Source organism: Streptomyces sp. NPDC002825 (assembly GCF_040295385.1).
Lineage (GTDB): Bacteria > Actinomycetota > Actinomycetes > Streptomycetales > Streptomycetaceae > Streptomyces.
The window spans coordinates 242,001-264,281 of sequence record NZ_JBEOVH010000007.1 but is presented as its reverse complement, the minus strand read 5'-3'; the positions used below and the strand labels follow the sequence as shown (position 1 = coordinate 264,281).

General features: G+C 72.1%; 24 protein-coding genes. 10 read left to right on the top strand and 14 right to left on the bottom strand.

The window, feature by feature from the left end:
- The first annotated feature begins 53 nt into the window (after positions 1 to 53).
- Positions 54 to 974 carry an RNA polymerase sigma-70 factor gene (locus ABT041_RS12745; RefSeq protein WP_351183284.1) on the top strand — a complete coding sequence of 307 codons (921 nt, stop codon included), beginning with the start codon at positions 54 to 56 and terminating at the stop codon, positions 972 to 974.
- Positions 975 to 1,010: 36 nt separating this feature from the next.
- On the opposite strand, the gene ABT041_RS12740 is transcribed toward ABT041_RS12745, so the two are convergent.
- The 3 genes from ABT041_RS12740 to ABT041_RS12730 all read right to left on the bottom strand — a co-directional run bounded on the left by ABT041_RS12740 (position 1,011) and on the right by ABT041_RS12730 (position 2,935).
- On the bottom strand, positions 1,011 to 2,306 hold the full coding sequence (locus ABT041_RS12740) for a S8 family serine peptidase (protein ID WP_351183144.1): 1,296 nt from the start codon (positions 2,304 to 2,306) through the stop codon (positions 1,011 to 1,013).
- A 195-nt stretch (positions 2,307 to 2,501) separates the two neighbouring features.
- Positions 2,502 to 2,717 (bottom strand): hypothetical protein, encoded by a 216-nt coding sequence (locus tag ABT041_RS12735; protein WP_030317441.1) that lies wholly within the window; start codon positions 2,715 to 2,717, stop codon positions 2,502 to 2,504.
- Positions 2,714 to 2,935 carry a hypothetical protein gene (locus ABT041_RS12730; protein WP_351183142.1) on the bottom strand — a complete coding sequence of 74 codons (222 nt, stop codon included), beginning with the start codon at positions 2,933 to 2,935 and terminating at the stop codon, positions 2,714 to 2,716. The genes ABT041_RS12735 and ABT041_RS12730 overlap by 4 nt, the downstream gene beginning before the upstream one ends.
- Before the next feature lie 132 nt (positions 2,936 to 3,067).
- Between ABT041_RS12730 and ABT041_RS12725 the strand changes: the two genes are divergently transcribed.
- The 6 genes from ABT041_RS12725 (at position 3,068) to ABT041_RS12700 (ending at position 8,330) form a co-directional block, all read left to right on the top strand.
- Positions 3,068 to 3,901 (top strand): helix-turn-helix domain-containing protein, encoded by an 834-nt coding sequence (locus tag ABT041_RS12725; protein ID WP_351183140.1) that lies wholly within the window; start codon positions 3,068 to 3,070, stop codon positions 3,899 to 3,901.
- The gene (locus ABT041_RS12720) at positions 3,883 to 4,077 is read left to right on the top strand and encodes a DUF397 domain-containing protein (protein ID WP_351183138.1); all 195 of its coding nucleotides are present in this window, start codon (positions 3,883 to 3,885) and stop codon (positions 4,075 to 4,077) included. The genes ABT041_RS12725 and ABT041_RS12720 overlap by 19 nt, the downstream gene beginning before the upstream one ends.
- 51 nt (positions 4,078 to 4,128) lie before the next feature.
- Positions 4,129 to 4,389 carry a hypothetical protein gene (locus tag ABT041_RS12715; protein ID WP_351183136.1) on the top strand — a complete coding sequence of 87 codons (261 nt, stop codon included), beginning with the start codon at positions 4,129 to 4,131 and terminating at the stop codon, positions 4,387 to 4,389.
- 42 nt (positions 4,390 to 4,431) lie between these two features.
- On the top strand, positions 4,432 to 5,265 hold the full coding sequence (locus tag ABT041_RS12710; protein WP_351183134.1) for a hypothetical protein: 834 nt from the start codon (positions 4,432 to 4,434) through the stop codon (positions 5,263 to 5,265).
- Positions 5,266 to 5,417: 152 nt separating this feature from the next.
- On the top strand, positions 5,418 to 6,788 hold the full coding sequence (locus tag ABT041_RS12705; RefSeq protein ID WP_351183132.1) for an FAD-dependent oxidoreductase: 1,371 nt from the start codon (positions 5,418 to 5,420) through the stop codon (positions 6,786 to 6,788).
- Positions 6,789 to 6,881: 93 nt separating this feature from the next.
- Positions 6,882 to 8,330, top strand: coding sequence for a LuxR family transcriptional regulator (locus tag ABT041_RS12700; protein WP_351183130.1), 1,449 nt, complete (start codon positions 6,882 to 6,884; stop codon positions 8,328 to 8,330).
- 14 nt (positions 8,331 to 8,344) lie between these two features.
- Here ABT041_RS12700 and ABT041_RS12695 read toward each other — a convergent pair whose 3' ends face one another.
- Positions 8,345 to 8,791, bottom strand: coding sequence for a hypothetical protein (locus ABT041_RS12695; protein WP_351183128.1), 447 nt, complete (start codon positions 8,789 to 8,791; stop codon positions 8,345 to 8,347).
- 41 nt (positions 8,792 to 8,832) lie between these two features.
- On the opposite strand from ABT041_RS12695, the gene ABT041_RS12690 reads away from it, so the two are divergent.
- Positions 8,833 to 9,663: a DUF3592 domain-containing protein gene (locus ABT041_RS12690; RefSeq protein WP_351183126.1), complete on the top strand. Its 831-nt coding sequence runs from the start codon at positions 8,833 to 8,835 to the stop codon at positions 9,661 to 9,663.
- Positions 9,664 to 9,672: 9 nt separating this feature from the next.
- Here the strand turns inward: ABT041_RS12690 and ABT041_RS12685 are convergent, their stop codons facing one another.
- The 3 genes from ABT041_RS12685 to leuA all read right to left on the bottom strand — a co-directional run bounded on the left by ABT041_RS12685 (position 9,673) and on the right by leuA (position 13,787).
- A complete protein-coding gene (locus ABT041_RS12685) occupies positions 9,673 to 10,365 on the bottom strand; it encodes a TerB family tellurite resistance protein (RefSeq protein ID WP_351183124.1) in 693 nt (230 codons plus the stop codon).
- A 131-nt stretch (positions 10,366 to 10,496) separates the two neighbouring features.
- On the bottom strand, positions 10,497 to 11,774 hold the full coding sequence (locus ABT041_RS12680) for a choice-of-anchor A family protein (RefSeq protein ID WP_351183122.1): 1,278 nt from the start codon (positions 11,772 to 11,774) through the stop codon (positions 10,497 to 10,499).
- 249 nt (positions 11,775 to 12,023) lie between these two features.
- Positions 12,024 to 13,787 (bottom strand): 2-isopropylmalate synthase, encoded by a 1,764-nt coding sequence (gene leuA, locus ABT041_RS12675; protein WP_351183120.1) that lies wholly within the window; start codon positions 13,785 to 13,787, stop codon positions 12,024 to 12,026.
- 293 nt (positions 13,788 to 14,080) lie between these two features.
- Between leuA and ABT041_RS12670 the strand changes: the two genes are divergently transcribed.
- Both ABT041_RS12670 and ABT041_RS12665 read left to right on the top strand, forming a co-directional pair.
- A complete protein-coding gene (locus ABT041_RS12670) occupies positions 14,081 to 15,124 on the top strand; it encodes a M4 family metallopeptidase (protein WP_351183118.1) in 1,044 nt (347 codons plus the stop codon).
- 29 nt (positions 15,125 to 15,153) lie between these two features.
- Positions 15,154 to 15,405, top strand: a complete 252-nt coding sequence (locus tag ABT041_RS12665) for a protealysin inhibitor emfourin (RefSeq protein ID WP_351183116.1) — start codon at positions 15,154 to 15,156, stop codon at positions 15,403 to 15,405.
- Between the two features lie 3 nt (positions 15,406 to 15,408).
- On the opposite strand, the gene ABT041_RS12660 is transcribed toward ABT041_RS12665, so the two are convergent.
- The 7 genes from ABT041_RS12660 to ABT041_RS12630 all read right to left on the bottom strand — a co-directional run bounded on the left by ABT041_RS12660 (position 15,409) and on the right by ABT041_RS12630 (position 22,275).
- Positions 15,409 to 16,707 carry a TerD family protein gene (locus ABT041_RS12660; RefSeq protein ID WP_351183114.1) on the bottom strand — a complete coding sequence of 433 codons (1,299 nt, stop codon included), beginning with the start codon at positions 16,705 to 16,707 and terminating at the stop codon, positions 15,409 to 15,411.
- A gap of 42 nt (positions 16,708 to 16,749) precedes the next feature.
- Positions 16,750 to 17,700, bottom strand: a complete 951-nt coding sequence (era, locus tag ABT041_RS12655) for a GTPase Era (protein ID WP_370468173.1) — start codon at positions 17,698 to 17,700, stop codon at positions 16,750 to 16,752.
- Positions 17,701 to 17,721: 21 nt separating this feature from the next.
- Positions 17,722 to 18,666: a WxL protein peptidoglycan domain-containing protein gene (locus ABT041_RS12650; RefSeq protein WP_351183112.1), complete on the bottom strand. Its 945-nt coding sequence runs from the start codon at positions 18,664 to 18,666 to the stop codon at positions 17,722 to 17,724.
- Positions 18,667 to 18,731: 65 nt separating this feature from the next.
- Entirely contained in the window at positions 18,732 to 20,063 is a 1,332-nt protein-coding gene (locus tag ABT041_RS12645; protein WP_351183110.1) for a beta-xylosidase, read from the bottom strand.
- A 204-nt stretch (positions 20,064 to 20,267) separates the two neighbouring features.
- Positions 20,268 to 20,747, bottom strand: a complete 480-nt coding sequence (locus ABT041_RS12640) for a hypothetical protein (protein WP_351183108.1) — start codon at positions 20,745 to 20,747, stop codon at positions 20,268 to 20,270.
- Positions 20,748 to 20,958: 211 nt separating this feature from the next.
- The gene (locus ABT041_RS12635) at positions 20,959 to 21,321 is read right to left on the bottom strand and encodes a cytidine deaminase-like protein (protein WP_351183106.1); all 363 of its coding nucleotides are present in this window, start codon (positions 21,319 to 21,321) and stop codon (positions 20,959 to 20,961) included.
- Positions 21,322 to 21,387: 66 nt separating this feature from the next.
- Positions 21,388 to 22,275 carry a helix-turn-helix transcriptional regulator gene (locus ABT041_RS12630; protein WP_351183104.1) on the bottom strand — a complete coding sequence of 296 codons (888 nt, stop codon included), beginning with the start codon at positions 22,273 to 22,275 and terminating at the stop codon, positions 21,388 to 21,390.
- Positions 22,276 to 22,281: the final 6 nt, after the last annotated feature.

The following is a 22,281-nucleotide window of genomic DNA, read 5'->3' as shown; positions in this document are numbered from 1 at the left end:
TTCCGGCCGATCATGGGGCGGTATCGGTACGGGGAGAGGAAGCCGTCATGAGCATGAGCAAGGTGGAGGAGTTCGAGGAGCTGCGCCCGCTGCTGTTCTCGATCGCCTACCGGATCCTCGGCAGCGTCAGCGAGGCCGAGGACGCCGTCCAGGAGGCCTGGCTGCGCTTCGACGGCTCCTCGACCCGGCCGGCCTCGGCCAAGGCCTTCCTGTCGGCCACGGTCACCCGTCTGTCGATCGACGTCCTGCGCTCCGCGCGGGTCCGGCGCGAGGAGTACGTCGGCCCGTGGTTCCCCGAGCCGCTGCTCAGCGATCCGTACGAGGACCCGGCGCGCGCGGTGGAGCTGGCCGACTCGGTCTCGATGGCGGCCCTCCTGCTCCTCGAACGGCTCAGCCCCCTGGAGCGGGCCGTCTTCCTCCTGCGGGAGGTCTTCGCCTTCGACTTCCAGGACATCGCCGAGGCCGTGGGCCGCTCGGAGGCCGCCTGCCGGCAGCTGCTCGTACGGGCCAGGCGGCACATGCACGACGGACGCCCCCGGTTCGCGGCCGACCGCCAGGAGCGCCGGGAACTGGCCACCCGCTTCTTCGACGCGCTCAAGGACGGCGACGTCGGCGGGCTCCAGGACCTCCTGGCCGCCGACGTCCAGCTCGTCGGCGACGGCGGCGGCAAGGCCCCGAACTTCGCCAGGACCATCGTGGGCGCGGAGAAGGTGGCACGGCTCCTGGGCGCGGTCCTGCCCACGCTCCTCGAACTCGACGTCACCTGCGAGCCGCACGAGGTCAACGGCCAGCCGGGCGCGCTCTTCCGCGACCGGGACGGCAGGATCCTCCAGGTCTTCGTCCTCGACGTCCTGGACGACCGGATCCAGACGATCCGTACGGTCCTCAACCCCGACAAGCTCGGACACCTCGGCCCGGTGGCGGACGCCTGGGCCATCACCCGGGAACTCCAGCGGGCCCGGCACACCCGCTGACGGCTCTCGGGGGCGCCGTCAGCGGGTGCGGTGTGCTCAGTAGCCGCCGGCGTGGACGAGGTGCCCGTAGTAGCGGCCGGTGACGGGCGAGTTCGGGTCGCCGGCGAAGCCGTACGAGGCGGGCTGGGACTCCGCGTCGGCGCGGAGCTTGGCCCTCACCTGGACGGGGGTCATGCCGGCGCACGGCCCGGTGAGGCACAGCGCGGCCGTGCCGGCCACGTGCGGCGAGGCCATGGAGGTGCCGGAGAAGACGACCGTGGCGCCGTGGTTGCGGGTGGACCGGATGCACACCCCCGGACCGGCGATGGTGTGGGCGGCGTCCGCGGCGCTGACGGCGAAGCTGGAGAAGTTCGCCGCGGTGTCGTCCTGGTTGCTCGTCCGGCAGCTCGCGGCGGCGCCACCGCCGGGCTGTCCGTTGAAGTCGGCCACGGCGGTCACGGCGAGGACCTCGTCGTAGGCGGCGGGAGTGTGGTTCGCCAGGTCGTCGGTGCTGTTGCCGGCCGCGACCACCAGGGTGACGCCGGCATCCACCACGCGGCAGACCGCCTGGTGCTCGGGGTCCTGGTTGGTGTTGCCGCAGTTGCCGTCGTCGGCGCCGTCGCCGCCGAGGCTCATGTTCGCGACCTTGATGCCGAGCCCGGCGGCGTTCTGCGCCACCCAGTCGAGCCCGCAGACGATGGTGGAGGTGAACCCGCCGCCGCTCGCGCCGAGCACCCTCACCGCATACAGCCGGGCACCCGGCACGACCCCGACGACGTCGTCGCCGTTGTCCCGGGCGGCGACCGTACCGGCCACATGGGTGCCGTGGCCGTTGAAGTCCCGGTAGACGTTGGGCCGCGAGGGGTCCATGCAGTTGATCCCGCCGGCCACGTTGAGATCGCGGTGCCCGGTGTCGATCCCGGTGTCGAGGATCGCCACGGCCGTGTCGACGGAACCCGACCCGTTCCCGGCGAGCGCGCTGCTCGCATCGGCCTGGATCCGGTCCACCCCGGTCGGCAGCACCTGCTGGGTGGCGTGCACGGGCCGGTCAGGAGCCACCGTCTTCACGTTCGGGTCCGCCCGCAGTGCGGCCACCTGGGACTCCGGCACCACCGCCGAGTACCCGACCAGCGCATGGCTGTACCGGAAGCCCGCCCGCACCCCGTGGTCCCGTCCGTGCATCCGCACGATCTCGTCGAGCCGGCCGCGTTCCGAGTCCTTCAGGACGACCATGTACCGCCCCTCGGGCTCGGCGGCCCGCCCCTCCGTCGCCTGGGCCCCCGTGAGTCCCCCCGCCAGCAACGCGCCTGCGGCCGCGGACACCGCGGCCAGCCGGTACGCCGATCTCGCCATGCCGAACACCTCGTTTCCTTTCGTGGTCAACGAACGCGGAGTGGTTCGCGGGGACCACGTAACCGGGGCGGCGAGGCGTGTGCAGCGCGGGCGCGGCGTATGGACCAACAGGCCACGGAGGGCCGTTCACCCGACCGGCCCCGGCGCGCGCCGGTCGGCGGGGCGGGCGACGGGGCGGTGTCGGGGGCGGGACTGTCAGGGCACCTCGCCCCGGCTCCGCGCGTTGACGTGCGCGGTGGCCGCGCTCAGCCGCTCGGCGGAGGTCGCCTCGCGCACCCCGTCCGGCTCCACGTCCCACTCCCGCCCGCCTCCCAGCGGACGCACCTGCACATAGGGGCCCTCGTGCCCCATGACCCTCCCGACCCGTCCGGTACGGATCTCGACGACGTAGGACCCGATGGGCAGCGTCACGATCGACTCTCCTCCCTCGGCAGTACGGCGGCGGCGAGGAGCCGGGCCGTTTCCACCGTGCAGCATCCCAATTCCACGAGCGGCCGCGGCGGGTCGGCCGCGAGGGTGACGACGTCGAGCCCGAGCGAGGGGAGGGTGATTCCCGCCCTCGCCAGGGCCTCGCGCAATTCCGCCACTGCCTCTTGTGCGGTTCCGACTGCCCCCGTGGTCGTCTTCATGATGTCTTCCTTCACCAACGTATGCCTTTCTGAATCCATTTCCCGCTTCGCCTCTCCAGGGTGGGGGCAGATCCGTAGAATCGACAGATGCGCAGGCCGTACAACTGCGGGGTAGGGTTGGGGAGTTAATCCATGGCCAAGAGCAAGCAGCAGGACGCGTGGGAGTTCTTCGGCGAGCTACTGAAGGAACGCCGGGAGGCGGCGGGCTTCAGCCAGAGCGAGCTGGGCAGACGGGTGTTCGTATCCGGGGCGTACATCGGCCTGTTCGAGCAGGGAATTCGAAAGCCGCAGTTGGATGTGGCGGCGCGAATCGACGAGGTCCTACAAACCGGCGGTATTTTCGAACGTACGTGGCGCAGACTCATCGACAAGTCGCCGTACGCCTCCTATTTCAGCGAGGTGGCGGAGCTGGAGGGGGTGGCGACGAAGATCTGCGAGTTCGCGCCGACGGTGGTGCCGGGTCTGATGCAGACGGGTGCGTACGCGCGAGCGGTGACGTTGGCGGTGCACCCGTTCGCCACGGACGAGTACGTTGAAGAGAAGGTCACCTCACGGTTGGACCGAGCCCGCATCCTCAAGGACACAACAAAGCCCGAGTATTGGGTGATCCTGCACGAGAACGTGCTCCTCACGCCCGTAGGCGGGCCCGCCGTGATGGCCGAGGCCCTGGAGCACATCGCGGCGCTCGCGCGAGCGCGGACGGCACTGGTGACGGTGCTGCCTCGCGCGGTCGGCGCGCACGCTCACATGACCGGCACCCTCAAGCTCATGGAGTTCAAGGATCAACCGCCAACCGCCTATACAGAAACGGAGTTCTCGGGAACCCTCCTCGATGATCCGGCTGTGGTGAAGGACGCGCAGCGCACCTACGATCTGCTCAGGGTCGCCACGCTGTCGCCGGAGGCGTCCCTGGCACTGGTCGAGTCGGCGGCGGAGGACTTCAGACGATGCGCAAGTACGACCTGAGCAACGCCCACTGGTTCAAGAGCTCCTACAGCAACGGGTCGGGGGGCGACTGCGTCGAGGTCACGTACGACTTCCCCGGTGTCGTCCCCGTCCGGGACAGCAAGGTCGCCGACGGCCCCGTCCTCGTCGTGCCGGCGGCCGCCTGGGCCGTCTTCGTCGACGGCGTCAAGAGCTGATCGCCCGACGCGACGCCGACCGCCGGAGGCCACCGCTCCGAGGCGAGCCCGGTGATCACGACCACGTACGTCGGCATCGCGGCGAGGAAGGGCACCCAACCCCAGGTTCTGCGCGGCAGCGCCCGCACCGTACTCCGGCAAGAGGGCGACGTTCTCGTCCTGGAGCGCGCCGGTGAGGTGCTCACGATCCCGCTCCGGGCCGTCGCCGTGGTGCGTACGGAGGGGCGGTCCGTGGCCGCCGAGCTGCTGGCCCCAAAGGGCGCCCCAGCAGCCTCGTACCGGATCGAGGACGTGCTGAACCGCAGGCCGTGAAAGGGCTTTTGCGGGGCGTGGACGGCCCCTACGATCTCCGCCATGTCGATCACCCCGTCCATGCCCGTCGTCCAGGGCTCCAAGAAGGCCTCCCTCCAGCTGGAGGACGACGCGCTGCTTCTGCGCCGCCCGCACGAGGAGGCGCGGATCCCGCTGGCGGCGGTCGAGCGGATACGGGTCGAGGGTCGGACGGTCACGGTGGAGCTGACGGCCCCGGCGGGCACCACGCGCTATGTGCACAGGATCGACGGGGCGAGCGAGGCGGCGGGCCGGATGTTCGCCGAGACCGTGAACGCCGCGCTGCCCGGGACGCCCGGGCGGGACACGGCGGCCGACGGGACGGCGCTCGTCGAGACGCGCGAGCTCCCCCTGAGCCGGCGGACGAGGAAGCTGCGGCGCATCATGTGGCTGTCGGCCGGCGCCTTCGGTCTGCTCGTCCTCTCGTGCGTGCTCGTCGCCGTCGCCGGGGAACCGCTCGGCATGCTCGTCATCATGCCCGGCGGGCTCGTCCTGACCGCGTCCCTCGCCGTCGGCGCGAACGCTCTGGCCAACTGGTACCGCGAGTGGCGCCTGATCCGGCACGGCATCACGACCTTCGCGGCCGAGGTCCCGGAGCGGCCGGGGATGTACCTGTACACGGACCCGGCGGGACTGATCCGCCATGTGTTCACGTGGGCCGGGGGCATCGCCGTCAAGGTCTGCTACGACCCGGTCGACCCGGGGAACGTAGTCCTCCCGAGGGTCGCCCTGTTCCGGCGCGGGGAACTGGCGCTCGGACTGTTCCTCGGCCTCCTCGGGCTCGCCGGTCTGACCGGCACGATCGCCTGGGCCGTCGTGGGGTTCCTCCACCCCGAGTCGATCGCAACCGCCTTCTAGGTCGGCTCACGTAGGTCCGCTTATGGAAGTCATAAGTTCACCTTATGAGGCCATAGACCGGGGGTGGGTACCGGACCGCGCGAGCTGTTATTTAGGGTGACCTAAGTGTCGGCGGCTTCGCCGCCACGTCGCTTGCGAAGGGAAACCCAGTCATGCCCCGCCCCCTCCGGGTCGCGATCGTCGGCGCCGGCCCCGCCGGAATCTACGCCGCCGATGCGCTGCTGAAGTCCGAGGCCGCCGCCGAGCCGGGCGTGTCGATCGACCTCTTCGAGCGGATGCCCGCGCCCTTCGGCCTCATCCGCTACGGCGTCGCCCCCGACCACCCGCGCATCAAGGGCATCATCACCGCCCTCCACCAGGTCCTCGACAAGCCGCAGGTCCGCCTCTTCGGCAACGTGAACTACGGCACCGACGTCCACCTCGACGACCTGCGCTCCTTCTACGACGCGGTGATCTTCTCCACCGGCGCCATGTTCGACCGCGAGCTGCGGATCCCGGGCGTCGAGCTGGACGGCTCGTACGGCGCCGCCGACTTCGCGTCCTGGTACGACGGTCACCCGGACGTGCCGCGCACCTGGCCGCTGCGGGCCGAGAAGGTCGCCGTCCTCGGCGTCGGCAACGTGGCCCTCGACATCGCGCGCATCCTCGCCAAGACGGCGGACGAGCTGCTGCCGACCGAGATCCCGGCGAACGTCTACGAGGGCCTCAAGGCCAACAAGGCCCTGGAGGTCCACGTCTTCGGCCGTCGCGGCCCGGCGCAGGCGAAGTTCAGCCCCATGGAGCTGCGCGAGCTCGACCACTCGCCGAACATCGAGGTCATCGTCAACCCCGAGGACATCGACTACGACGAGGGCTCGATCGCCGAGCGCCGCAAGAACAAGCAGACCGACATGGTCGCCAAGACCCTGGAGAACTGGGCGATCCGCGACGTCGGCGACCGCCCGCACAAGCTGTTCCTGCACTTCTTCGAGTCCCCCGTCGAGATCCTCGGCGAGGACGGCCAGGTCGTCGGCCTGCGCACCGAGCGCACCGAGCTGGACGGCACGGGCAACGTGAAGGGCACCGGCGCCACCACGGACTGGGACGTCCAGGCCGTCTACCGCGCGGTCGGCTACCTCTCGGACGAGCTCCCGAAGATCCCGTGGGACACCACGACCGGCACGATCCCCGACCAGGGCGGCCGCGTGGTCGAGGAGACCGGCGAGCACATGGCCTCCACGTACTGCACCGGCTGGATCCGCCGTGGCCCCGTCGGCCTCATCGGCCACACCAAGGGCGACGCCAACGAGACCGTGGCGAACCTCCTGGACGACTTCGCCAACGGCCGTCTGCTGACGCCGGAGACCCCGGAGGAGGACGCGGTCGTGTCCTTCCTGGAGGGCAAGGGCGTCACGTACACGACGTGGGAGGGCTGGTACGCCCTCGACGCCGCCGAGAAGGCGCTCGGCGAGCCGCAGGGCCGCGAGCGCGTGAAGATCGTCGAGCGCGAGGACATGCTGCGCGCGAGCGGCGCCATCCAGTAGGGCGCGGTCGAGCAGGGCGCGATCGCGCGACGGTCGCGGGGCCCTCACCCCCTCCCGGTCCTACCCTGAAAGGACCTGGAAGAGGTGAGGGCCATGTCCGCACCCACGATCGACCGGATCGCGCAGGCGAGGACGGCGGCGGCCCGGGAGTCCTGGGCCGAGGCGTACGGGCTGCTGCACGCGCACGACGAGCACCCGACGCGCGCGCTGAGCGCCGACGACCTGACGATCCTGGCCGACGCGGCCTGGTGGTCGGGGCATGTGGACGAGTCCGTCGCGGCCCGGCTGCGGTCCCACGCGGCGTACGTGGCGGCCGGCGACCACCGGGGCGCGGGGCTGGCCTCGTGGTGGCTCCGGTACGAGTACGAGGGCCTCGGCCGGCCCGCGGCGGCGGCCGGCTGGCTGCACCGGGCCCACCACCATCTGGACGGCCTGCCGCCCTGCCCCGAACAGTGCTTCCTCGCGTGGACCGACGCGGAGGAGGCCGCGGCCCGCGGCGACCACGCGGCCGCCCTCGCGGCGACGGGCCGCATGACCCGGCTCGCCCTCCGATCCGGCAGCCCGGACCTCCTGGCGCTCAGCCGCCAGGCGGAGGCCTCGGTCCTCCTCGCGAACGGCCGGCGCGCCGAGGCCCTGGCGCTCCTCGACGACGCGATGTCCGCGGTCACGGCCGGCGAACTGAGCGGCCTGTTCACGGGCTTGCTCTACCGCCTGGCGCTCACCCTGTGCATGAAGACGGCGGACCTCGCGCGGGCGGTGGAGTGGACGAACGCGGCGATGGAATGGTGCGAGCCGCCGTGGACCGGCACGGGCACGGGCCCCATGACCGTCCCCTCCGGCGAGAACCCCTTCCGCGGGGTGTGCCGGGCGCACCGGGTCGAGGTGCTCGACCTCCTCGGGGCGTGGGCGCTCGCGGAGGCGGAGGCCCGGCTGGCGTGCCGGGAGGTGCCGGTGGACTGCCTGGAGTCGGCGGCCGCCGCGTACTACGCCGCCGGGGACGTGCAGCGGCGCCAGGGCCGTCTGGAGCAGGCCGCCGCCTCGTACGCGCACGCCCACGAACTGGGCCGGCTCCCGCAGCCGGGGCTCGCGCTGCTGCGGCTCGCGCAGGGGCGGGCCGACGCGGCGGTCGCGGGCGTCGACCTGGCGCTCGTCTGCCAGAGCGACACGGCGCACGACCTCCTCGGCCGGGCCCGGCTGCTCGCCGCCCGCACCGAGGTGTCCCTCGCCGTCCGTGACGTGCCCGGGGCGGCGGGCGCGGCGGCGGAACTGGAGGTCCTGGCCGGGGACGTACCGCTGCTCCGGGCGATGGCCGACACGGCGCGGGGCGCGGTGGCGCTCGCGGAGGCCCGGCCTGAACCCGCGCTGCGGCTGCTGCGTCCGGCTCTCGCCGGATGGCTGGACCTGCGGGTTCCGTACGAGGCGGCGCGGACGCGGACGCTGGTCGCGGCGGCCTTCCGGGCGCTGGGCGACGGGGCCGCGGCCCGCCGGGAACTGGGCGCGGCGCGGGCGGTGTTCGAGCGGCTCGGGGCCGTACCGGTCTGAACGGCCCCGGGGCCTCAGAGGGCCAGGGCCGTGATCGAGAGGGCGCCCGTCAGGAAGAAGAAGCACGCGATCCAGCCGGCGGCCTTCATGAAGCCCTCCTGGGCCCTGCGCTCCGTGCGGACGGCCTTCCTCGTCCCCTGGTACACGCTCTTCGCGTTCCGGGGGTGGTGGACGAGCGGGTACGTCTCTCCCACCACGTGGACGGGGTAGGCCGACACGCCCGTGTCGTACCGGGCGGTCTCCCCGTTCGGCCCCGGGAACTCGTACCGGACGTGCGCGTCGCCCTTGTTGCCGAACGGCACCAGGTGCGCCAGCCGCGCCTGGACCAGGACGCCCGTCTCCTCCAGCACCTTCATCTTCTTCGCCTCCTGCCGCGAACCGGCCATCACCATCAGGCTGAAGACGCAGGCCGGCACGGACACGACGGCGGCACAGACGAGCACCACGTTCACCATGTTCACAGGGCGGACGGTACGGCAACACAGGTCCTACGATCACCCCCATGTCGATCTCTTCGTCCATACCCGTCCTCCTGGGGGACGGGAACGCCGAACTCCGCTCCGAGGACCAGGCCTTGCTGCTGCGCCGTCCCCGCGAGGAGGTGCGCATCCCGCTGACCGCGATCGCGCGGGTCCGCGCCGAAGGGCGCGACGTCACCGTCGAGTTGACGGCTCCGGCCGGGGCCGAGGCGGTCTCGTACCGGATCGAGGACGTGAGCAGGGCAGCAGCCGGCGTCTTCGCGGACGCCGTGAACGGCGCGCTGCCGGACCGCACCGCCGGGGAGGAAGCGGTCGACGGCTCCACCCTCGTCGTCGTATCGGTCTTCGGTGCCCCGGACGCGGAGGAGGACGAGGACGAGGCCGAAGCCGCCCTCGTCTGGGTCCCCCTGACGTTCGGCCTGCCGCCCGTCGCCCTCTCCGTGATCGTCGGGCTCGCCGGGAAGGACCTGGACCGGGCGGTCGCGGTGCTGATGCTCGGCTTCGTCGCCGGGGCGTTCGGCTTCCTCGCCTGGCTGGCGCTGTGGTCGGCGTGGGACGACTGGTACCTGCCCCGTCACGGCATCACCGTGGAGGCGGACCCCGTCCTCATCGACGGCCGGGGCACCTACGCGTACACGGACACCACCGGAAGGCTCCGCCCCGTCGGCGCCGGGGACAGGGCCAGGGGCGAGACCGTCATGGTCGCCTACCACCCGCGGAAACCGCAGCGGGCGGTCCCCCACAAGGGCACGGGCTCCCTCGTCGGATCGCTGGTCGGAGGCGTGGTGCTGCTCGCCCTCGCGGCACTCCCCTGCTGGGGCGCGGTCGCCCTCGCGCTGCCCGCCTTCGGCTGACGGGCCCGGCTAGGGGACGGTGCGGGCCGAGGCGAGGAGGCGGACCGTGTCCTCGGGGGCCAGCGCGAGCGCGTTCCCGACGGTTCCGAGGACCTCGGTCTCGGCCGGGGTGTACGCGCCGTCCGCGAGCGCGATCCGGGCGGCCTGGACGAGGATCGACTCCCGCCCGGCGGGGGCCAGGTGCGGGGTGAGCGGTTCCAGGGCCTCGTGGAGCTCGATCGACAGGAGCGTGCCCTCGGGGTTCACCTCGGGCATGAAGCGCCCGGTGTCCGCCTCCAGGGCCTCCACGAGGTCGACGAGCTGGACGGCCGTGCACTCGGCGAAGCCGGCGGACCGGACCGCGGTGACGGCCCGGTCCAGGACCTCGCGGGACTCGGTGCCGCCGGCCGCGAGGACGGCCAGGGCGACGGTGTGCACGGCGTCCCGCAGCATCGCGGAGAAGCGGCTCGTCGTCGGGCGGTCGAGCACCTCCGTACCGAAGTGCGTGTGACAGGCCGCGCACTCGACGACGGGGCCCGTACAGCCCCGGGGCAGGACGGGGACGCCCAGGACGGCGAACCTGCGGCGGCCGGTGCGCCGCCGGTAGTTGCGGTCGCCCCCGCACTCCTCGCAGAAGAACTCGCCGTCTCCGACGGTGTTCCAGGAGGTGCGGATTCCGCAGACGGTCACCTTCCCACCACGTGAATTCCGGGCAGACCGCACACGCACCTCCTCAACGGCCCGGCTGCACTGCCGGCGTTGGCGTGATGTTAGCCACATCCTTGATGTGGCGTCAGCACCCCGTCAGGACTTCACCGCGGAGTTGGCCGAGACACGTCACCGCTCGCGCATGATCAGGAAGCGCGGCGGCGGCGCTTCGCGAAGGCCAGGAAGCCTCCGCCGACGGCGACGGCGGCCACGGCGGCGGCGACGACGCCCGGGCCGATGGCCGAACCGGTCGTCGCGAGATCACCCTCCGGGGTGGCGGACGGAGCCGGCGCGGGCGCGGTGGTCGCCTCGCCCGGGGTCGCCGGGGCCGCCGGGGCGGACGGGGACGCGGAGGGGCCGTCGGTGCCCTCCGGGGTGGTCGGCACGCCCTCGGTCGCCGGGGTGGTGGGCGCCGGGGTGTCGGTCGGCTTCGGCGTCTCGGGGGTGACGACCGGGCCGGGGGCGGCCACCTCGGGGAGGCAGCCGGTGAAGTTCATCCGGTGGGTCTCGGAGCCGGGGACGGTGTCCAGCGACTCGGCGATGACGGAGCCGTTGACGTGCCCGCTGGTCATGGTCACGGCGGCGCCGGGCGCGAGGATGGCGCCGGGCCAGGCGGCGTTGTTCTTCTTGACGGTCTCGGCCTGCGGGAAGTTCCACAGGAGCTTGGAGCGGATGCTCTTGTGGGCTTCGGTGTGCTGGTCGTAGTCGTCCTGGACGTACGCGCCGCCGTCCGAGATCCAGACGCCGGAGGTGGGCCCGGCCCCCATGTCGTACGAGGTGCCGATGACGTTCACGAGGGTGGAGGAGCCCGCCGGGACCTTGAGGTAGATCTCTCCCGCCTTCTGCAGGTCGGCGCTGCTCACGGCGAAGACGTTCAGCTTCGCGTCGGTGCCGGTGAGGTAGAGGGCCCGCCCGTCGACGGCCGCCTCGCCGTTGGGCCGCACGCCGGCCCAGCCGGTGGACAGCTTGCGCAGCCCGGTGAACTCCTTGCCGAAGTCGATCGGGGAGGGCCCGGTCGCGACCTTGTCGCCGTCGACGCCGAAGCCGGTGCCCCCGGAGTTGTCGACGACCTTGCCGGCGATGCCGGATCCCTTCACCAGGACCACGCCGTTGGCCTTGAGGGTGCCGCCGACGACGAGACTGCGCCCGCCGGGCAGCTCGGCCAGGTCGGCGTCGGTGAGGCGGGAGCCGACGGAGAAGCCGGACGTGCCCGGCTCGCCGAAGGTGGCGTCGCCGCCGACCGCGACGGCGCCCTCGGAGTCCGCGTGACGGACGGAGTCCTTCTCGACGAACTCGGCGTACAGACCGGCCGTGCCGAGCGGATGCGACACGCACTCCGTGGTGGTGGCGGAGGCGGCGGGGGCCCAGCTGAGGGCGGCACCGGTCACCGCGAGGACGGCGGCCACGGCAGCGGTCGTGCGCATACGGAACTCCAGGTCAGGGAGGTACGGAGAGGGCGCGTGGGGGGTGTGTCCGAGTGGACGAGCCGACCTTCCGCCATTCCCCGATCTGGCGTCAACTCACCTGATATGACGCCGATTCCGGCATGCCGGGATCATCTTCCTTAAGCGAACCTGAAGCGACTTGAAACCGTGACGCAGCTCACATGTGCCGCTGCCCCGCACCCTCCGGGAGGAAGGGTGCGGGGCAGCGGACGGCGGGGTGGAGCGGGGTCAGCGGGCGGAGCGGTTGACCGCCGAGATGACCGCCTTCAGGGAGGCGCGGGTCGTGTTGGCGTCGATGCCGATGCCCCACAGGACCTTGCCGTCGATGGCGCACTCGATGTACGAGGCGGCCTGCGCGGAGGCGCCCTCGCTCATCGTGTGCTCCTGGTAGTCCAGCAGGCGGGCATCGACGCCGATGGACTGCAGGGCCGCGAAGAACGCGGAGATCGGACCGTTGCCGGCGCCCGTCAGGACGGTGTCGACGCCGTCCACGACCGCCTCGACGGTCAGCGTGTCCGTGCCGTCGGTGTCGGAGGTGGTCTGGCCGGAGCGCAGCTGGATGCGGCCCCAGGCGTTGTCCGGGTTGGGCAGGTACTCGTCCTGGAAGACGGCCCAGATCGCGGCCGGCGTGACCTCGCCGCCCTCGCTGTCGGTCTTCTGCTGGATGATCTTCGAGAACTCGATCTGCATCCGGCGGGGCAGGTCCAGCTTGTGGTCGTTCTTCAGGACGTACGCGATACCGCCCTTGCCGGACTGCGAGTTGACGCGGATGACGGCCTCGTAGGAGCGGCCGACGTCCTTCGGGTCGATCGGCAGGTACGGCACCGCCCACTCGATCTCGTCGACGGTCTTGCCCTGGGCGGCCGCGTCGGCCTCCATGGCGTCGAAGCCCTTCTTGATGGCGTCCTGGTGGGAGCCGGAGAAGGCCGTGTAGACCAGGTCGCCCGCGTACGGGTGGCGCGGGTGGACCTCCATCTGGTTGCAGTACTCGGAGGTGCGGCGGATCTCGTCGATCTGGGAGAAGTCGATCTGCGGGTCGACGCCCTGCGAGAACAGGTTCATGCCCAGCGTCACCAGGTCGACGTTGCCCGTCCGCTCGCCCTGCCCGAACAGGCAGCCCTCGATGCGGTCGGCGCCGGCCATGATGGCCAGCTCGGCCGCCGCCACGGCCGTGCCGCGGTCGTTGTGCGGGTGGACGGAGACGCAGATGTGCTCGCGGCGGGTCAGGTTCCGGGACATCCACTCGAAGCGGTCCGCGTGCGTGGACGGCGTCGAACGCTCCACGGTGGCGGGCAGGTTGAGGATGATCTCGCGGCCGGGGCCGGGCTGCCAGACGTCACAGACCGCCTCGCAGACCTCCAGGGCGAAGTCCAGCTCGGTGTCGGTGAAGATCTCGGGGCTGTACTGGTAGCCGAAGGTGGTCTCCGGGCCCAGCAGCTTCTCCGCGTACTCCATCACCAGGCGCGTGCCGTCCACGGCGATCTGCTTGATCTGCTCCTTCGAGCCGCGGAAGACGACCCGGCGGAAGGTGGGCGCGGTGGCGTTGTACAGGTGGACGGTGGCGCGCTTGGCGCCCTTCAGGGACTCCACGGTCCGCTCGATCAGGTCCTCGCGGGCCTGGGTCAGGACGGAGATGGTGACGTCGTCCGGGATCGCGCCCTCTTCGATGATGGAGCGCACGAACGCGAAGTCGGTCTCGCCGGAGGACGGGAAGCCGACCTCGATCTCCTTGTAGCCCATGCGTACGAGCAGGTCGAACATCTCGCGCTTGCGGGCCGGGGACATCGGGTCGATCAGGGCCTGGTTGCCGTCGCGCAGGTCCGTGGACAGCCAGCGGGGCGCCTTCGTGATGCGCTTCTCGGGCCAGGTCCGGTCGGGGATGTTCACGGCCTCGTACTGGCCGTACTTGTGGATCGGCATCCCGGACGGCTGCTGCGTGTGGGTCGCGTTGGTGATGGGCGTCGGGCGGCTGACGAAAGGCGACTGAGACATTGCGTAGGGCTCCTCGGGTCCTGCGGGAGGGACGGCCGACTGTCGAACGCAACACCGAAACCCGCGGGGAGGGGGTCGGCCTACGACTACAGGCCCTCGCCGCGGCAGCTAAGGAGAAGCAGCCCGAAACGCATGATGTGCGTCACCATAGCCCAGGTCCGTGGAAGGCGGACGTCCTGTTTCAGTATGCGGGACGGCACCCGCGTCAAGGGCGAAAGGTGACCCATCACTCCATTTCGCCAATCATCGTCGCTACTCGTGACACCGCCGGTACGCAGTGCCACATTGCCGTTATGAGCTCCCACACGCCTGTCTTCTGCTCGATCGTCCCTCCCCACGTCCTGGAACGGCTGGCCGAGTCCGCCGATCCGGCCGTCGCGGAAGCCGCCCGCCGCACCCTCGCGGTGGACCTGACGCAGCGCGCCGTCCGCGCCGAGCGGGCGGCTTCCGCCCCGGCGGAGGACGGCGCCGGAAAGCCCCGGCGCACGATCTACGACGCCAAGAACGGCACGCGGCTCCCCGGCCACGAGGTGCGCGGCGAGGGCGATCCGGCCACCGCCGACGACACGGCCAACCGCGCCTACGCCGGCCTCGGCGCCACCTTCGACCTCTTCCTGAACGCCTTCGGCCACGACTCGATCGACGGCGCCGGGCTGCCGCTCCGCGCCACCGTCCACTTCGACGAGAAGTACGACAACGCCTTCTGGAACGGCGAGCAGATGGTGTTCGGCGACGGGGACGGCGAGCTGTTCCTCGACTTCACGATCCCGGTCGACGTCATCGGCCACGAGCTGGCCCACGGCTTCACCCAGCACTCGGCGAACCTCGCGTACTACGGCCAGTCGGGGGCGCTCAACGAGCACGTCTCGGACGTCTTCGGCTCGCTGGTGAAGCAGTACGCCCTCGGCCAGAGCGCGGAGCAGGCCGACTGGCTCATCGGCGCCGGGCTGCTCGGGCCCGCCGTCGACGAGGGGACGGCGCTGCGGTCCATGAAGGCCCCCGGCACCGCGTACGACGACGACGTCCTCGGCAAGGACCCGCAGCCCGCGCACATGGACGACTACGTCCGCACCAGCTCCGACAACGGCGGGGTGCACATCAACTCGGGCATCCCCAACCACGCCTTCTACCTGCTGGCCACCGAGCTCGGCGGCAACGCCTGGGAGCGGCCGGGCCGGATCTGGTACGCGACGATGACCGGCGGCGCGCTGACCGAGGAGGTCCGGTTCTCCGAGTTCGCGCGGGCGACGCTGGCGGCAGCGCGGGAGCTGTACGGCGACGAGACGGCCGAGGCGGTGCGGCGCGCCTGGGCGGGCGTCGGCGTGACGGCCTCCTGAGCCGGCCGGTTCTGCGGTAGACAGGGCCCATGCGGATTCGAGTGCGGCGCACGGGTGGTTTCGCGGGCATCGAGCGGTCGGCGGAGGTGGAGGTCTCGGGACCCGAGTGGGAGTCCCTGGCCTCCGCCGTCCTCGCGGAGGGCGACGGTGCCACGCGGGGCGTGCCCGACGGCTTCTCGTACGAGATCACCGTCGACGACCGCACGCTCCGCTGCGGCGACCCGCACCTCACGGACGCCCAGAGGACCCTCGTGACGAGGGTCCTCAAGGAGGGCGCGTAGGGCCTAGCGGGAGGCGCGGCGCCAGAACCTGCTCTGACGAGGCGGGCGGACCTCCAGGGACCAGTCGCCGTCGGCGCTCTCGACCTGTACGAGCAGGGGCCCCTCGGGCAGCGGGCGGCCGTCCCGGGGGAGCCTGCTCGCCACATTGGCCAGCAGGTGATCGCGGCCGTCCGGCTCGTGGCCCTGGACGAGGAAGTACGCGTGGTCGAACCCCGTGCGGAGCCGGGAGGAGAGGTGGCCGGCGGGACCCGTGTACAGCAGCACGTCGCCGCCCCGCCCCCGGGCGCGGCGGCCGAGTTCCTCCACGGTGCTGACCGGCCGGACGGCAAGCGTCCACGCGCTGCCGCCGGCGCTCACGCGCAGGCGCAGCGGGCTCCGGCCGTCGTACCTCAGCAGCCCACGGCCCTCGTAGTCCTCCAGGGTCGTGTTCGCGAGCAGACCGTTCGCATCGCCCTTCTCGTCGAGGCTGTCCACGCAGAAGTAGCCCTCGCCCGCCCGGGTGGAGTCGACCACGACGTAACCGGCCGGGATCGGCACGTCGACGGTGAGGGTCGTCCTGCCCTTGCCGCTGCGGACGAACTCCGGGAAGTCCTCGCCGAAGAGCTCGATGTCCGACCGCGGCCCGACGCGGGCGGGCCTCTGAACGGGGACCTGGGACTGGGCCGGGACGGCGGCCTCGGCCGCCCGGACCTTGGCCAGGAGCTCCTCGGGGATGGCCTCGGGCCCGGCGGGCTCGTCCTCGGCGGCCGGCTCGGCGGCCGGCTCCGGGTCCCTGCCCACGATGCCGAAGTCCTCGGCGAGGCCGACGAGCCCGGAGTCGTACCCCTGGCCCACCGCGCGGAACTTCCACGCCCCGTCGCGCCGGTAGTACTCGCCGAGGACGAACGCCGTCTCGGTGCTCGCGTCGTCGACCTCGTACAGCGCCAGCTGCTCGCCGGTGGCGGCGCTGGTCGTACGGATGTGGAGTCCCGGCACCTGGCCGAACGTCCCGTCCTCGCTGGAGGCGGTGATCACGATGCGCTGGACCGCGGGCTCCACGCGCCCGGTGTCGATCTCCAGCCAGTCGGCGACCCGCTCCTCCCCGTCCCGCACCTGCCCGAGCAGGCGCACCGCGCCGGACGCGTGCGCGGGCTGGTTGTAGAAGACCAGGTCGCCGTCGCCCCTGACGCGGCCCTCGGCGTCGAGCAGCAGTGCCGAGGCGTCGACCTCCGGCACGCCCTCGCCGGCGGCACGCCGGACGACCGCGATCCGCCACACCTGCCCGGGGACCGGCAGGTTTCCCCCCTTGACGATCTCTGTCACGGCGCCATGCTGACACGCGCCCCCGGAGGCTGTCCGGCGGACCTAGAAGCCGAGCTTCCTCAGCTGCTTCGGATCCCGCTGCCAGTCCTTCGCGACCTTCACGTGGAGGTCGAGGAAGACCGGGGTGCCGAGGAGGGCCTCGATGTGCTTGCGGGACTTCATGCCGACCTCCTTGAGGCGGCTGCCCTTCGGGCCGATGATGATGCCCTTCTGGCTGGGGCGCTCGATGTACACGTTGGCGTGGATGTCGAGCAGCGGCCGGTCCGCCGGGCGGTTCTCGCGCGGGATCATCTCCTCGACGACCACCGCGATCGAGTGCGGCAGCTCGTCCCGTACGCCTTCGAGCGCGGCCTCGCGGATCAGCTCCGCGACCATGACCTGCTCCGGCTCGTCCGTCAGGTCGCCCTCCGGGTAGAGCGGCGGGGACTCCGGCAGGAGCGGGATGAGCAGGTCGGCGACGAGCTGGACCTGCTTGTTGCCCACGGCCGAGACCGGCACGATCTGCGCCCACTCGAAGCCCAGCTCCTTGCCGAGCTGGTCGATCGCGATGAGCTGCTCGGCGAGGGTCTTGGAGTCGACCAGGTCGGTCTTGGTGATGATCGCGACCTTGGGCGTCTTCTTGATGCCGGCGAGCTCCTTGGCGATGAAGCGGTCGCCGGGGCCGAGCTTCTGGTCGGCGGGCAGGCAGAAGCCGATCACGTCGACCTCGGCCCAGGTGGTGCGCACGACGTCGTTGAGCCGCTCGCCGAGGAGGGTGCGCGGCTTGTGGAGGCCGGGGGTGTCGACCAGGATCAGCTGGGCGTCCGGGCGGTGCACGATGCCGCGGACGGTGTGCCGGGTGGTCTGCGGCCGGTTCGAGGTGATGGCCACCTTCTGGCCGACCAGAGCGTTCGTGAGGGTGGACTTGCCCGCGTTGGGGCGGCCGACGAAGCAGGCGAAGCCGGCCCGGTGGACGGCTTCGGTTTCTTGGTTGCGAGCGCTCATGGGGGCCATTGTCCCCGATGAGCGCCCCCGTCACGTACTCAGTGCCCGGCGGCGGCGTATCCGCAGGCCGTAGAGCCCGGCCGCGCCGCCCACGGCGAGGACCGCGGCGCCGAGCCAGGGCAGGGCGAGGAAGGACACGCTGCCGGTCTCCCGCACGTCCTTCGCGGTGGCGGTGAGGGTGACGTCGCCCCAGTCGAGCTGCGGGGAGCCGGTCCAGCGCTCGGTGAGCCGGATCTTCTGGCGGGGCAGCAGCTCCGCCGGGACCCTGGCGAGGTCGCGGTCGAGGAGGGTGCGGCCGAAGAGGCCCTCGGCCTTCAGGACGACCTTGGGGTTGAGGGTGACGTTGCCCCGGTTGTGCAGGGTGTACGAGACGAGCGCGCTGCTCGTGCGGGTGCCGGGGACCAGCGGCCGGTCCTGGTCGAGGGTGACGTCCTCGACGGCGAGGGCGGGGACGGTCGGTCCGTTGACCCGGAGGTAGACGCGGGCGCCGACCGCGCGCTGCACGCCGACGGCGACGGAGCCCTTGGCGCCCGGGGCGATCCGCTCGTCGAGGGCGACGAGGGCCCCGGGGTGGTCGCCGGGGTCGGCGTCGGCGGGGACGGTCAGGGTGTAGGGCACGGTGACGGCGGAGCGGGGCGGGACGGTGATCCGGGTCCGCTCGGGCTTGATCCACGCGCCGGCGCCGGTCTGCTTCTCGCTCTGGGTGCGGACGGCGAAGCCGCCGTCGCGGTCGGTGTTGTACGCGTCGGCGCCGTACAGCCGGAAGGTGAGCGGCGCGGCGGTCTTGTTGGCGACGGTGACGCGGTCGGTGAGCGTCGTGCCCGGGTCGGCGGAGAGGTAGAAGTACGGGCGGCCGCCGAGCTTGGCGGCGGCGGGGTAGACGGCCCACTCGCCGTTCTCGGCGGCCCGCGCGCCCGGGGCGAGGCCGAGGAGCGCGAGGAGGGTGCTCAGGAGGAGTGCGGAGAACGTGCGCACGGGTGCGGACCCCCGGGGTACGGATCGGAGCGGGCCGGCCGGGTGCGCGCCCGGCCCGCGAGCGGTCAGGACAGGGTCAGCGTGAGCACGCCCGCGTACGAGCCGGGCGCGGTGAACGCCGGGACGTCGAGGGAGAGCTGCGCGTCGACGGTGAACTCGCCGCCCGTGAGGGTGCCGTTCGGCGTGGAGGCGAGGGTCGCGCCACCGCTGCCGACCGGTCCCGCGGAGCCTGCGGCGCAGGCGCTGGGGCTGCCGGCCTTGGCGGTGCAGGCGGGGGTCCAGGAGAGGTTCCCGGCTCCGATGGCGCCGCCGGGGCCGGTGAAGTCGGTGACCTTGCCGGTCAGGGACCAGCCTGCGGGGCCGCCGCGGAAGTCCTTGACGGTCACCGTCTGGAGCGCGCCGGTGGCCGCGCCGCCCGCGCCGAAGTCGACGGAGGACAGCTGGACGGCGTCCCCGGCCTGGGTCATGGACAGCTCGCCCGCCGTGACGGCCGCGGTGATCGTCTGGCTGTTCGGCGGCGCCGGGACGACGACCTTGTACGCGGCGGGGCCCGCGCCCTTCTCCGGGTCCCAGGCCGTGCCCTCGTACGCCACGATCCCGGTGGTCGCCGGGTCGTTGACCTTGAGGCGCGCGGCGAAGCCGCCCTCGCTGTCGGTGGTGACGGTCATCTTGTCGGCGGTCTCCGCCGCTCCGGCGCGGCCGACGACGGTGACCTCGGTGAGCGGGGTGAATCTGCTTCCGGTGACGGTGACGCGGACGCCGGGGTCGCCGGAGGCGTTGTCGAGCTGGAGCGTTCGGGTGTTGGGGCTGGTCACGGGGCTCGCGACGACCGTCTCGGAGACCGGGGCGGGCGGGTTGAGCACCGTGCAGGGGGTGTCCAGCTCCATGAGGTAGCTGGTGTGGATGTTGTAGTCGCCGGGCGAGAGGGTGATCGAGCCGGCCTCGGTGGCGGTGAAGGTGCCCGTCATGGAGAAGGCCGGGAAGGAGCCCTTGCCGGGGACCGGCGGGTTCTTCTTGGGGCCGGTGACGGTGACCGTGCCGGTCTGGGCGCCGCCGAGGACCACCTTGCCGCTGGGCGTCATGATGTCGGCCGGGAGCGCGAGGTCGACCGGGTTGGACGCGGCGGGCTTGGTGACCGTGTAGGTGACGGTCACGGTCTCGCCGACCTTGGGGCTGGTCTTGTCGACCGTGATCTGGGCGGTGGTGGTGCCCTCGATCGGCGGGATGCCGGCGATCGGCGGCGGGACGCAGCGGGTCTGGAATTCCACCGACTGCGAGGCGGTCGTCGCGCCGGCCGGGGCGGCGAGCGCGCCGCCGGCGACCGCGAGGGCGGTGGCGCCGAGGACGGCCGTCCAGCGCCGTCTTCGGGCCGCCGCCCGGGATCGGGTGAGTGCCATGTGTGTGCCCCCTCCTGAGGGATGAGTGGGCGCCATTGACGGCTGCGGGCGGAGAGAAGTCAATGGAATCGAATTCCACCGACTGATGACCCATCAGATACTGTCAAGATCGTGACATGCCGGGCATTTCACCAGGTCACGACGGAGACCGGTGCCGCTCAGGGCGACACCGGTCGAGGGTGGTGCGGGCTCAGCCGTGGGATCTCAGCTGAAGACGAACGGTCCCGGCGACTGCGAGGTGACCGCGTCGCAGTTCACCGTGACCCCGAAGATCACCATCTTGAGGGCGACCCCCGCGAAGTACGAGTTGAGGCTGTCGCCCGAGGCCACGGTCCCGCTCAGCGGGCCCATGACGACGGACTGTCCGGCGCCGAGCGCCGGGTTCTTCTTCCCGGTGAAGACCCGGGTGCCACCGCCGGCCTTGGCCATCGTCAGCGTGGAGCTGATCGTGTCGGCGCCGACCGCGATCGGCGTCGTGACGGCCGAGGTGATGGTGATCGTCGCGGCGGTGCCGCTCTGCGTGGCCGCGAGGGTGGCGGTGCCGCCGCCCCAGCTGCCGCAGTCGTACGTCGCCGTGGCCGAGCCCGGCGACACGGCGCCGGCCGTCGGCGCGAAGGCGAGTCCGGCGGCGGCGAGCGCCCCGGTGAGTACCGCGACGGTCCCTAAGGTGCTTCTGCTTCTCATGGCGAGTTCGAACCCCTTTCGATACCGAACGCAGGGGTGCGGACACTGCGTGAATGACGGGAGATCTGACGGTCCGTCGGACGAACCGCTGTCATTGACGCGCAGACGGCCGGGGAAGGCAAGAGAAGATGCGGTGATCCTTCACAAACACACAAGGACAGCGGGGCCCGGCGTGTCGCCGGGCCCCGCTGTCCTGATCTCGCCCCTCGGCTCAGCCCGCGGTGACGGCCACCCGCAGCTGCCCGTCGGGGCCCGCGAGCAGCACCGGGGTCTCCGGGCCGCCGAGGTCCCGTACCGCCGCGCGGTCCTCGTCCGAGGCCGCCTCGGCGTTCGACACCACGGCCGCCGCCTCCAGGGACTGGGCCCCGCTGGCCACCGCCATCGCGACCGCGGTCCGCAGCGCGCTCAGCCTGAGCGACTCCAGCTCCACGGTGCCGGCCACATAGGTGCGGCCCGTCTCGTCGCGCACGGCCGCGCCCTCGGGCACGCCGTTGCGGGCGCGGGCGCTCCGCGCAAGGGTGATGATCTTGAGGTCCTCGGCGCCGAGGTCGCCGTGCTCGCTGCTGAGTGTCATGCCCCGAGCATAGGTCGGAGCCCACGGCCACCCGGTCCCGGTCTCAGCCCGTGATCGGCTCCGGTCTCAGCCCGCGACCGGGTACATCGCCCCGCGGCGCCCCTCCGGCGACACCAGCCACTCCAGCTTCTCGGCCGTGTCCGCCTCCGGCAGCGGGGTGTGCATCACGATGACCAGGTCGGGGCGGGCCGGGACCCTCAGCTGGGTCGCCTCGACGACGAGCGTGCCGACCAGCGGGTGCTCCATCTCCTTGCGGTTCTGACCGCCCGGCAGGATGTCCCGCCGCTCCCACAGCTCCGCGAACTCCGGGCTCGCCTCCTTGGCCGACTCGACCACCGCCTGGAAGCCCTCGTCGTCCGGGCACTCGGAGCACGCCGAGCGGAACTGCGCGACGACCTTCGGCGCGAGCTCCTCCCAGCGCGTCGACCGCGCGCGGTAGAGCGGGTCCGTGAAGAACGCGATCAGGCAGTTCTGCACGATCTCGGGCCGCATGCCGAGCACGATCGCCGCCGCGTCGTTCCACATCACGGTGTTCCAGTACTGGTCCATGATGTGCGCCGGGAACGGCATCCACGCGTCGATGAGCCGCCGCAGGCCGTGGCACATGTCCCGGTCCTCCGGGGCCGGTTCGAGCGCCGGCGGGTTCAGCGCCGCCAGGACGTACAGATGGCGGCGCTCCGCCGGGCTCAGCCGCAGCACCCGCGCCACCGAGTCGAGGACCTGCGGGGAGACCGTGATGTCCCGGCCCTGCTCGAGCCACTGGTACCAGGAGACCCCGACGCCCGCGAGGACGGCGACCTCCTCGCGGCGCAGGCCGGGGGTGCGGCGGCGGGCGCCGCCGTCCGGGAGTCCCGCCTCGGCCGGGGTGACCCGGGCCCGACGGCTCATCAGGAACTCGCGCAGTTCGCCGAGTCGGTGCTGCTTCGCGCCGGCACTCTCGAGAACGGTGGCCACGTGTGC

What these genes read in the sequence shown, in the direction of transcription:
- ABT041_RS12745 (WP_351183284.1), top strand. Translation starts at nt 54, where the DNA reads ATGAGCAAGGTGGAGGAGTTCGAGGAGCTGCGCCCGCTGCTGTTCTCG.
- ABT041_RS12740 (WP_351183144.1), bottom strand. Translation starts at nt 2,306, where the DNA reads ATGGCGAGATCGGCGTACCGGCTGGCCGCGGTGTCCGCGGCCGCAGGC.
- ABT041_RS12730 (WP_351183142.1), bottom strand. Translation starts at nt 2,935, where the DNA reads ATGAAGACGACCACGGGGGCAGTCGGAACCGCACAAGAGGCAGTGGCG.
- ABT041_RS12725 (WP_351183140.1), top strand. Translation starts at nt 3,068, where the DNA reads ATGGCCAAGAGCAAGCAGCAGGACGCGTGGGAGTTCTTCGGCGAGCTA.
- ABT041_RS12720 (WP_351183138.1), top strand. Translation starts at nt 3,883, where the DNA reads ATGCGCAAGTACGACCTGAGCAACGCCCACTGGTTCAAGAGCTCCTAC.
- ABT041_RS12710 (WP_351183134.1), top strand. Translation starts at nt 4,432, where the DNA reads ATGTCGATCACCCCGTCCATGCCCGTCGTCCAGGGCTCCAAGAAGGCC.
- ABT041_RS12705 (WP_351183132.1), top strand. Translation starts at nt 5,418, where the DNA reads ATGCCCCGCCCCCTCCGGGTCGCGATCGTCGGCGCCGGCCCCGCCGGA.
- ABT041_RS12700 (WP_351183130.1), top strand. Translation starts at nt 6,882, where the DNA reads ATGTCCGCACCCACGATCGACCGGATCGCGCAGGCGAGGACGGCGGCG.
- ABT041_RS12690 (WP_351183126.1), top strand. Translation starts at nt 8,833, where the DNA reads ATGTCGATCTCTTCGTCCATACCCGTCCTCCTGGGGGACGGGAACGCC.
- ABT041_RS12680 (WP_351183122.1), bottom strand. Translation starts at nt 11,774, where the DNA reads ATGCGCACGACCGCTGCCGTGGCCGCCGTCCTCGCGGTGACCGGTGCC.
- leuA (WP_351183120.1), bottom strand. Translation starts at nt 13,787, where the DNA reads ATGTCTCAGTCGCCTTTCGTCAGCCGCCCGACGCCCATCACCAACGCG.
- ABT041_RS12670 (WP_351183118.1), top strand. Translation starts at nt 14,081, where the DNA reads ATGAGCTCCCACACGCCTGTCTTCTGCTCGATCGTCCCTCCCCACGTC.
- ABT041_RS12665 (WP_351183116.1), top strand. Translation starts at nt 15,154, where the DNA reads ATGCGGATTCGAGTGCGGCGCACGGGTGGTTTCGCGGGCATCGAGCGG.
- era (WP_370468173.1), bottom strand. Translation starts at nt 17,700, where the DNA reads ATGGCCCCCATGAGCGCTCGCAACCAAGAAACCGAAGCCGTCCACCGG.
- ABT041_RS12645 (WP_351183110.1), bottom strand. Translation starts at nt 20,063, where the DNA reads ATGGCACTCACCCGATCCCGGGCGGCGGCCCGAAGACGGCGCTGGACG.
- ABT041_RS12640 (WP_351183108.1), bottom strand. Translation starts at nt 20,747, where the DNA reads ATGAGAAGCAGAAGCACCTTAGGGACCGTCGCGGTACTCACCGGGGCG.
- ABT041_RS12635 (WP_351183106.1), bottom strand. Translation starts at nt 21,321, where the DNA reads ATGACACTCAGCAGCGAGCACGGCGACCTCGGCGCCGAGGACCTCAAG.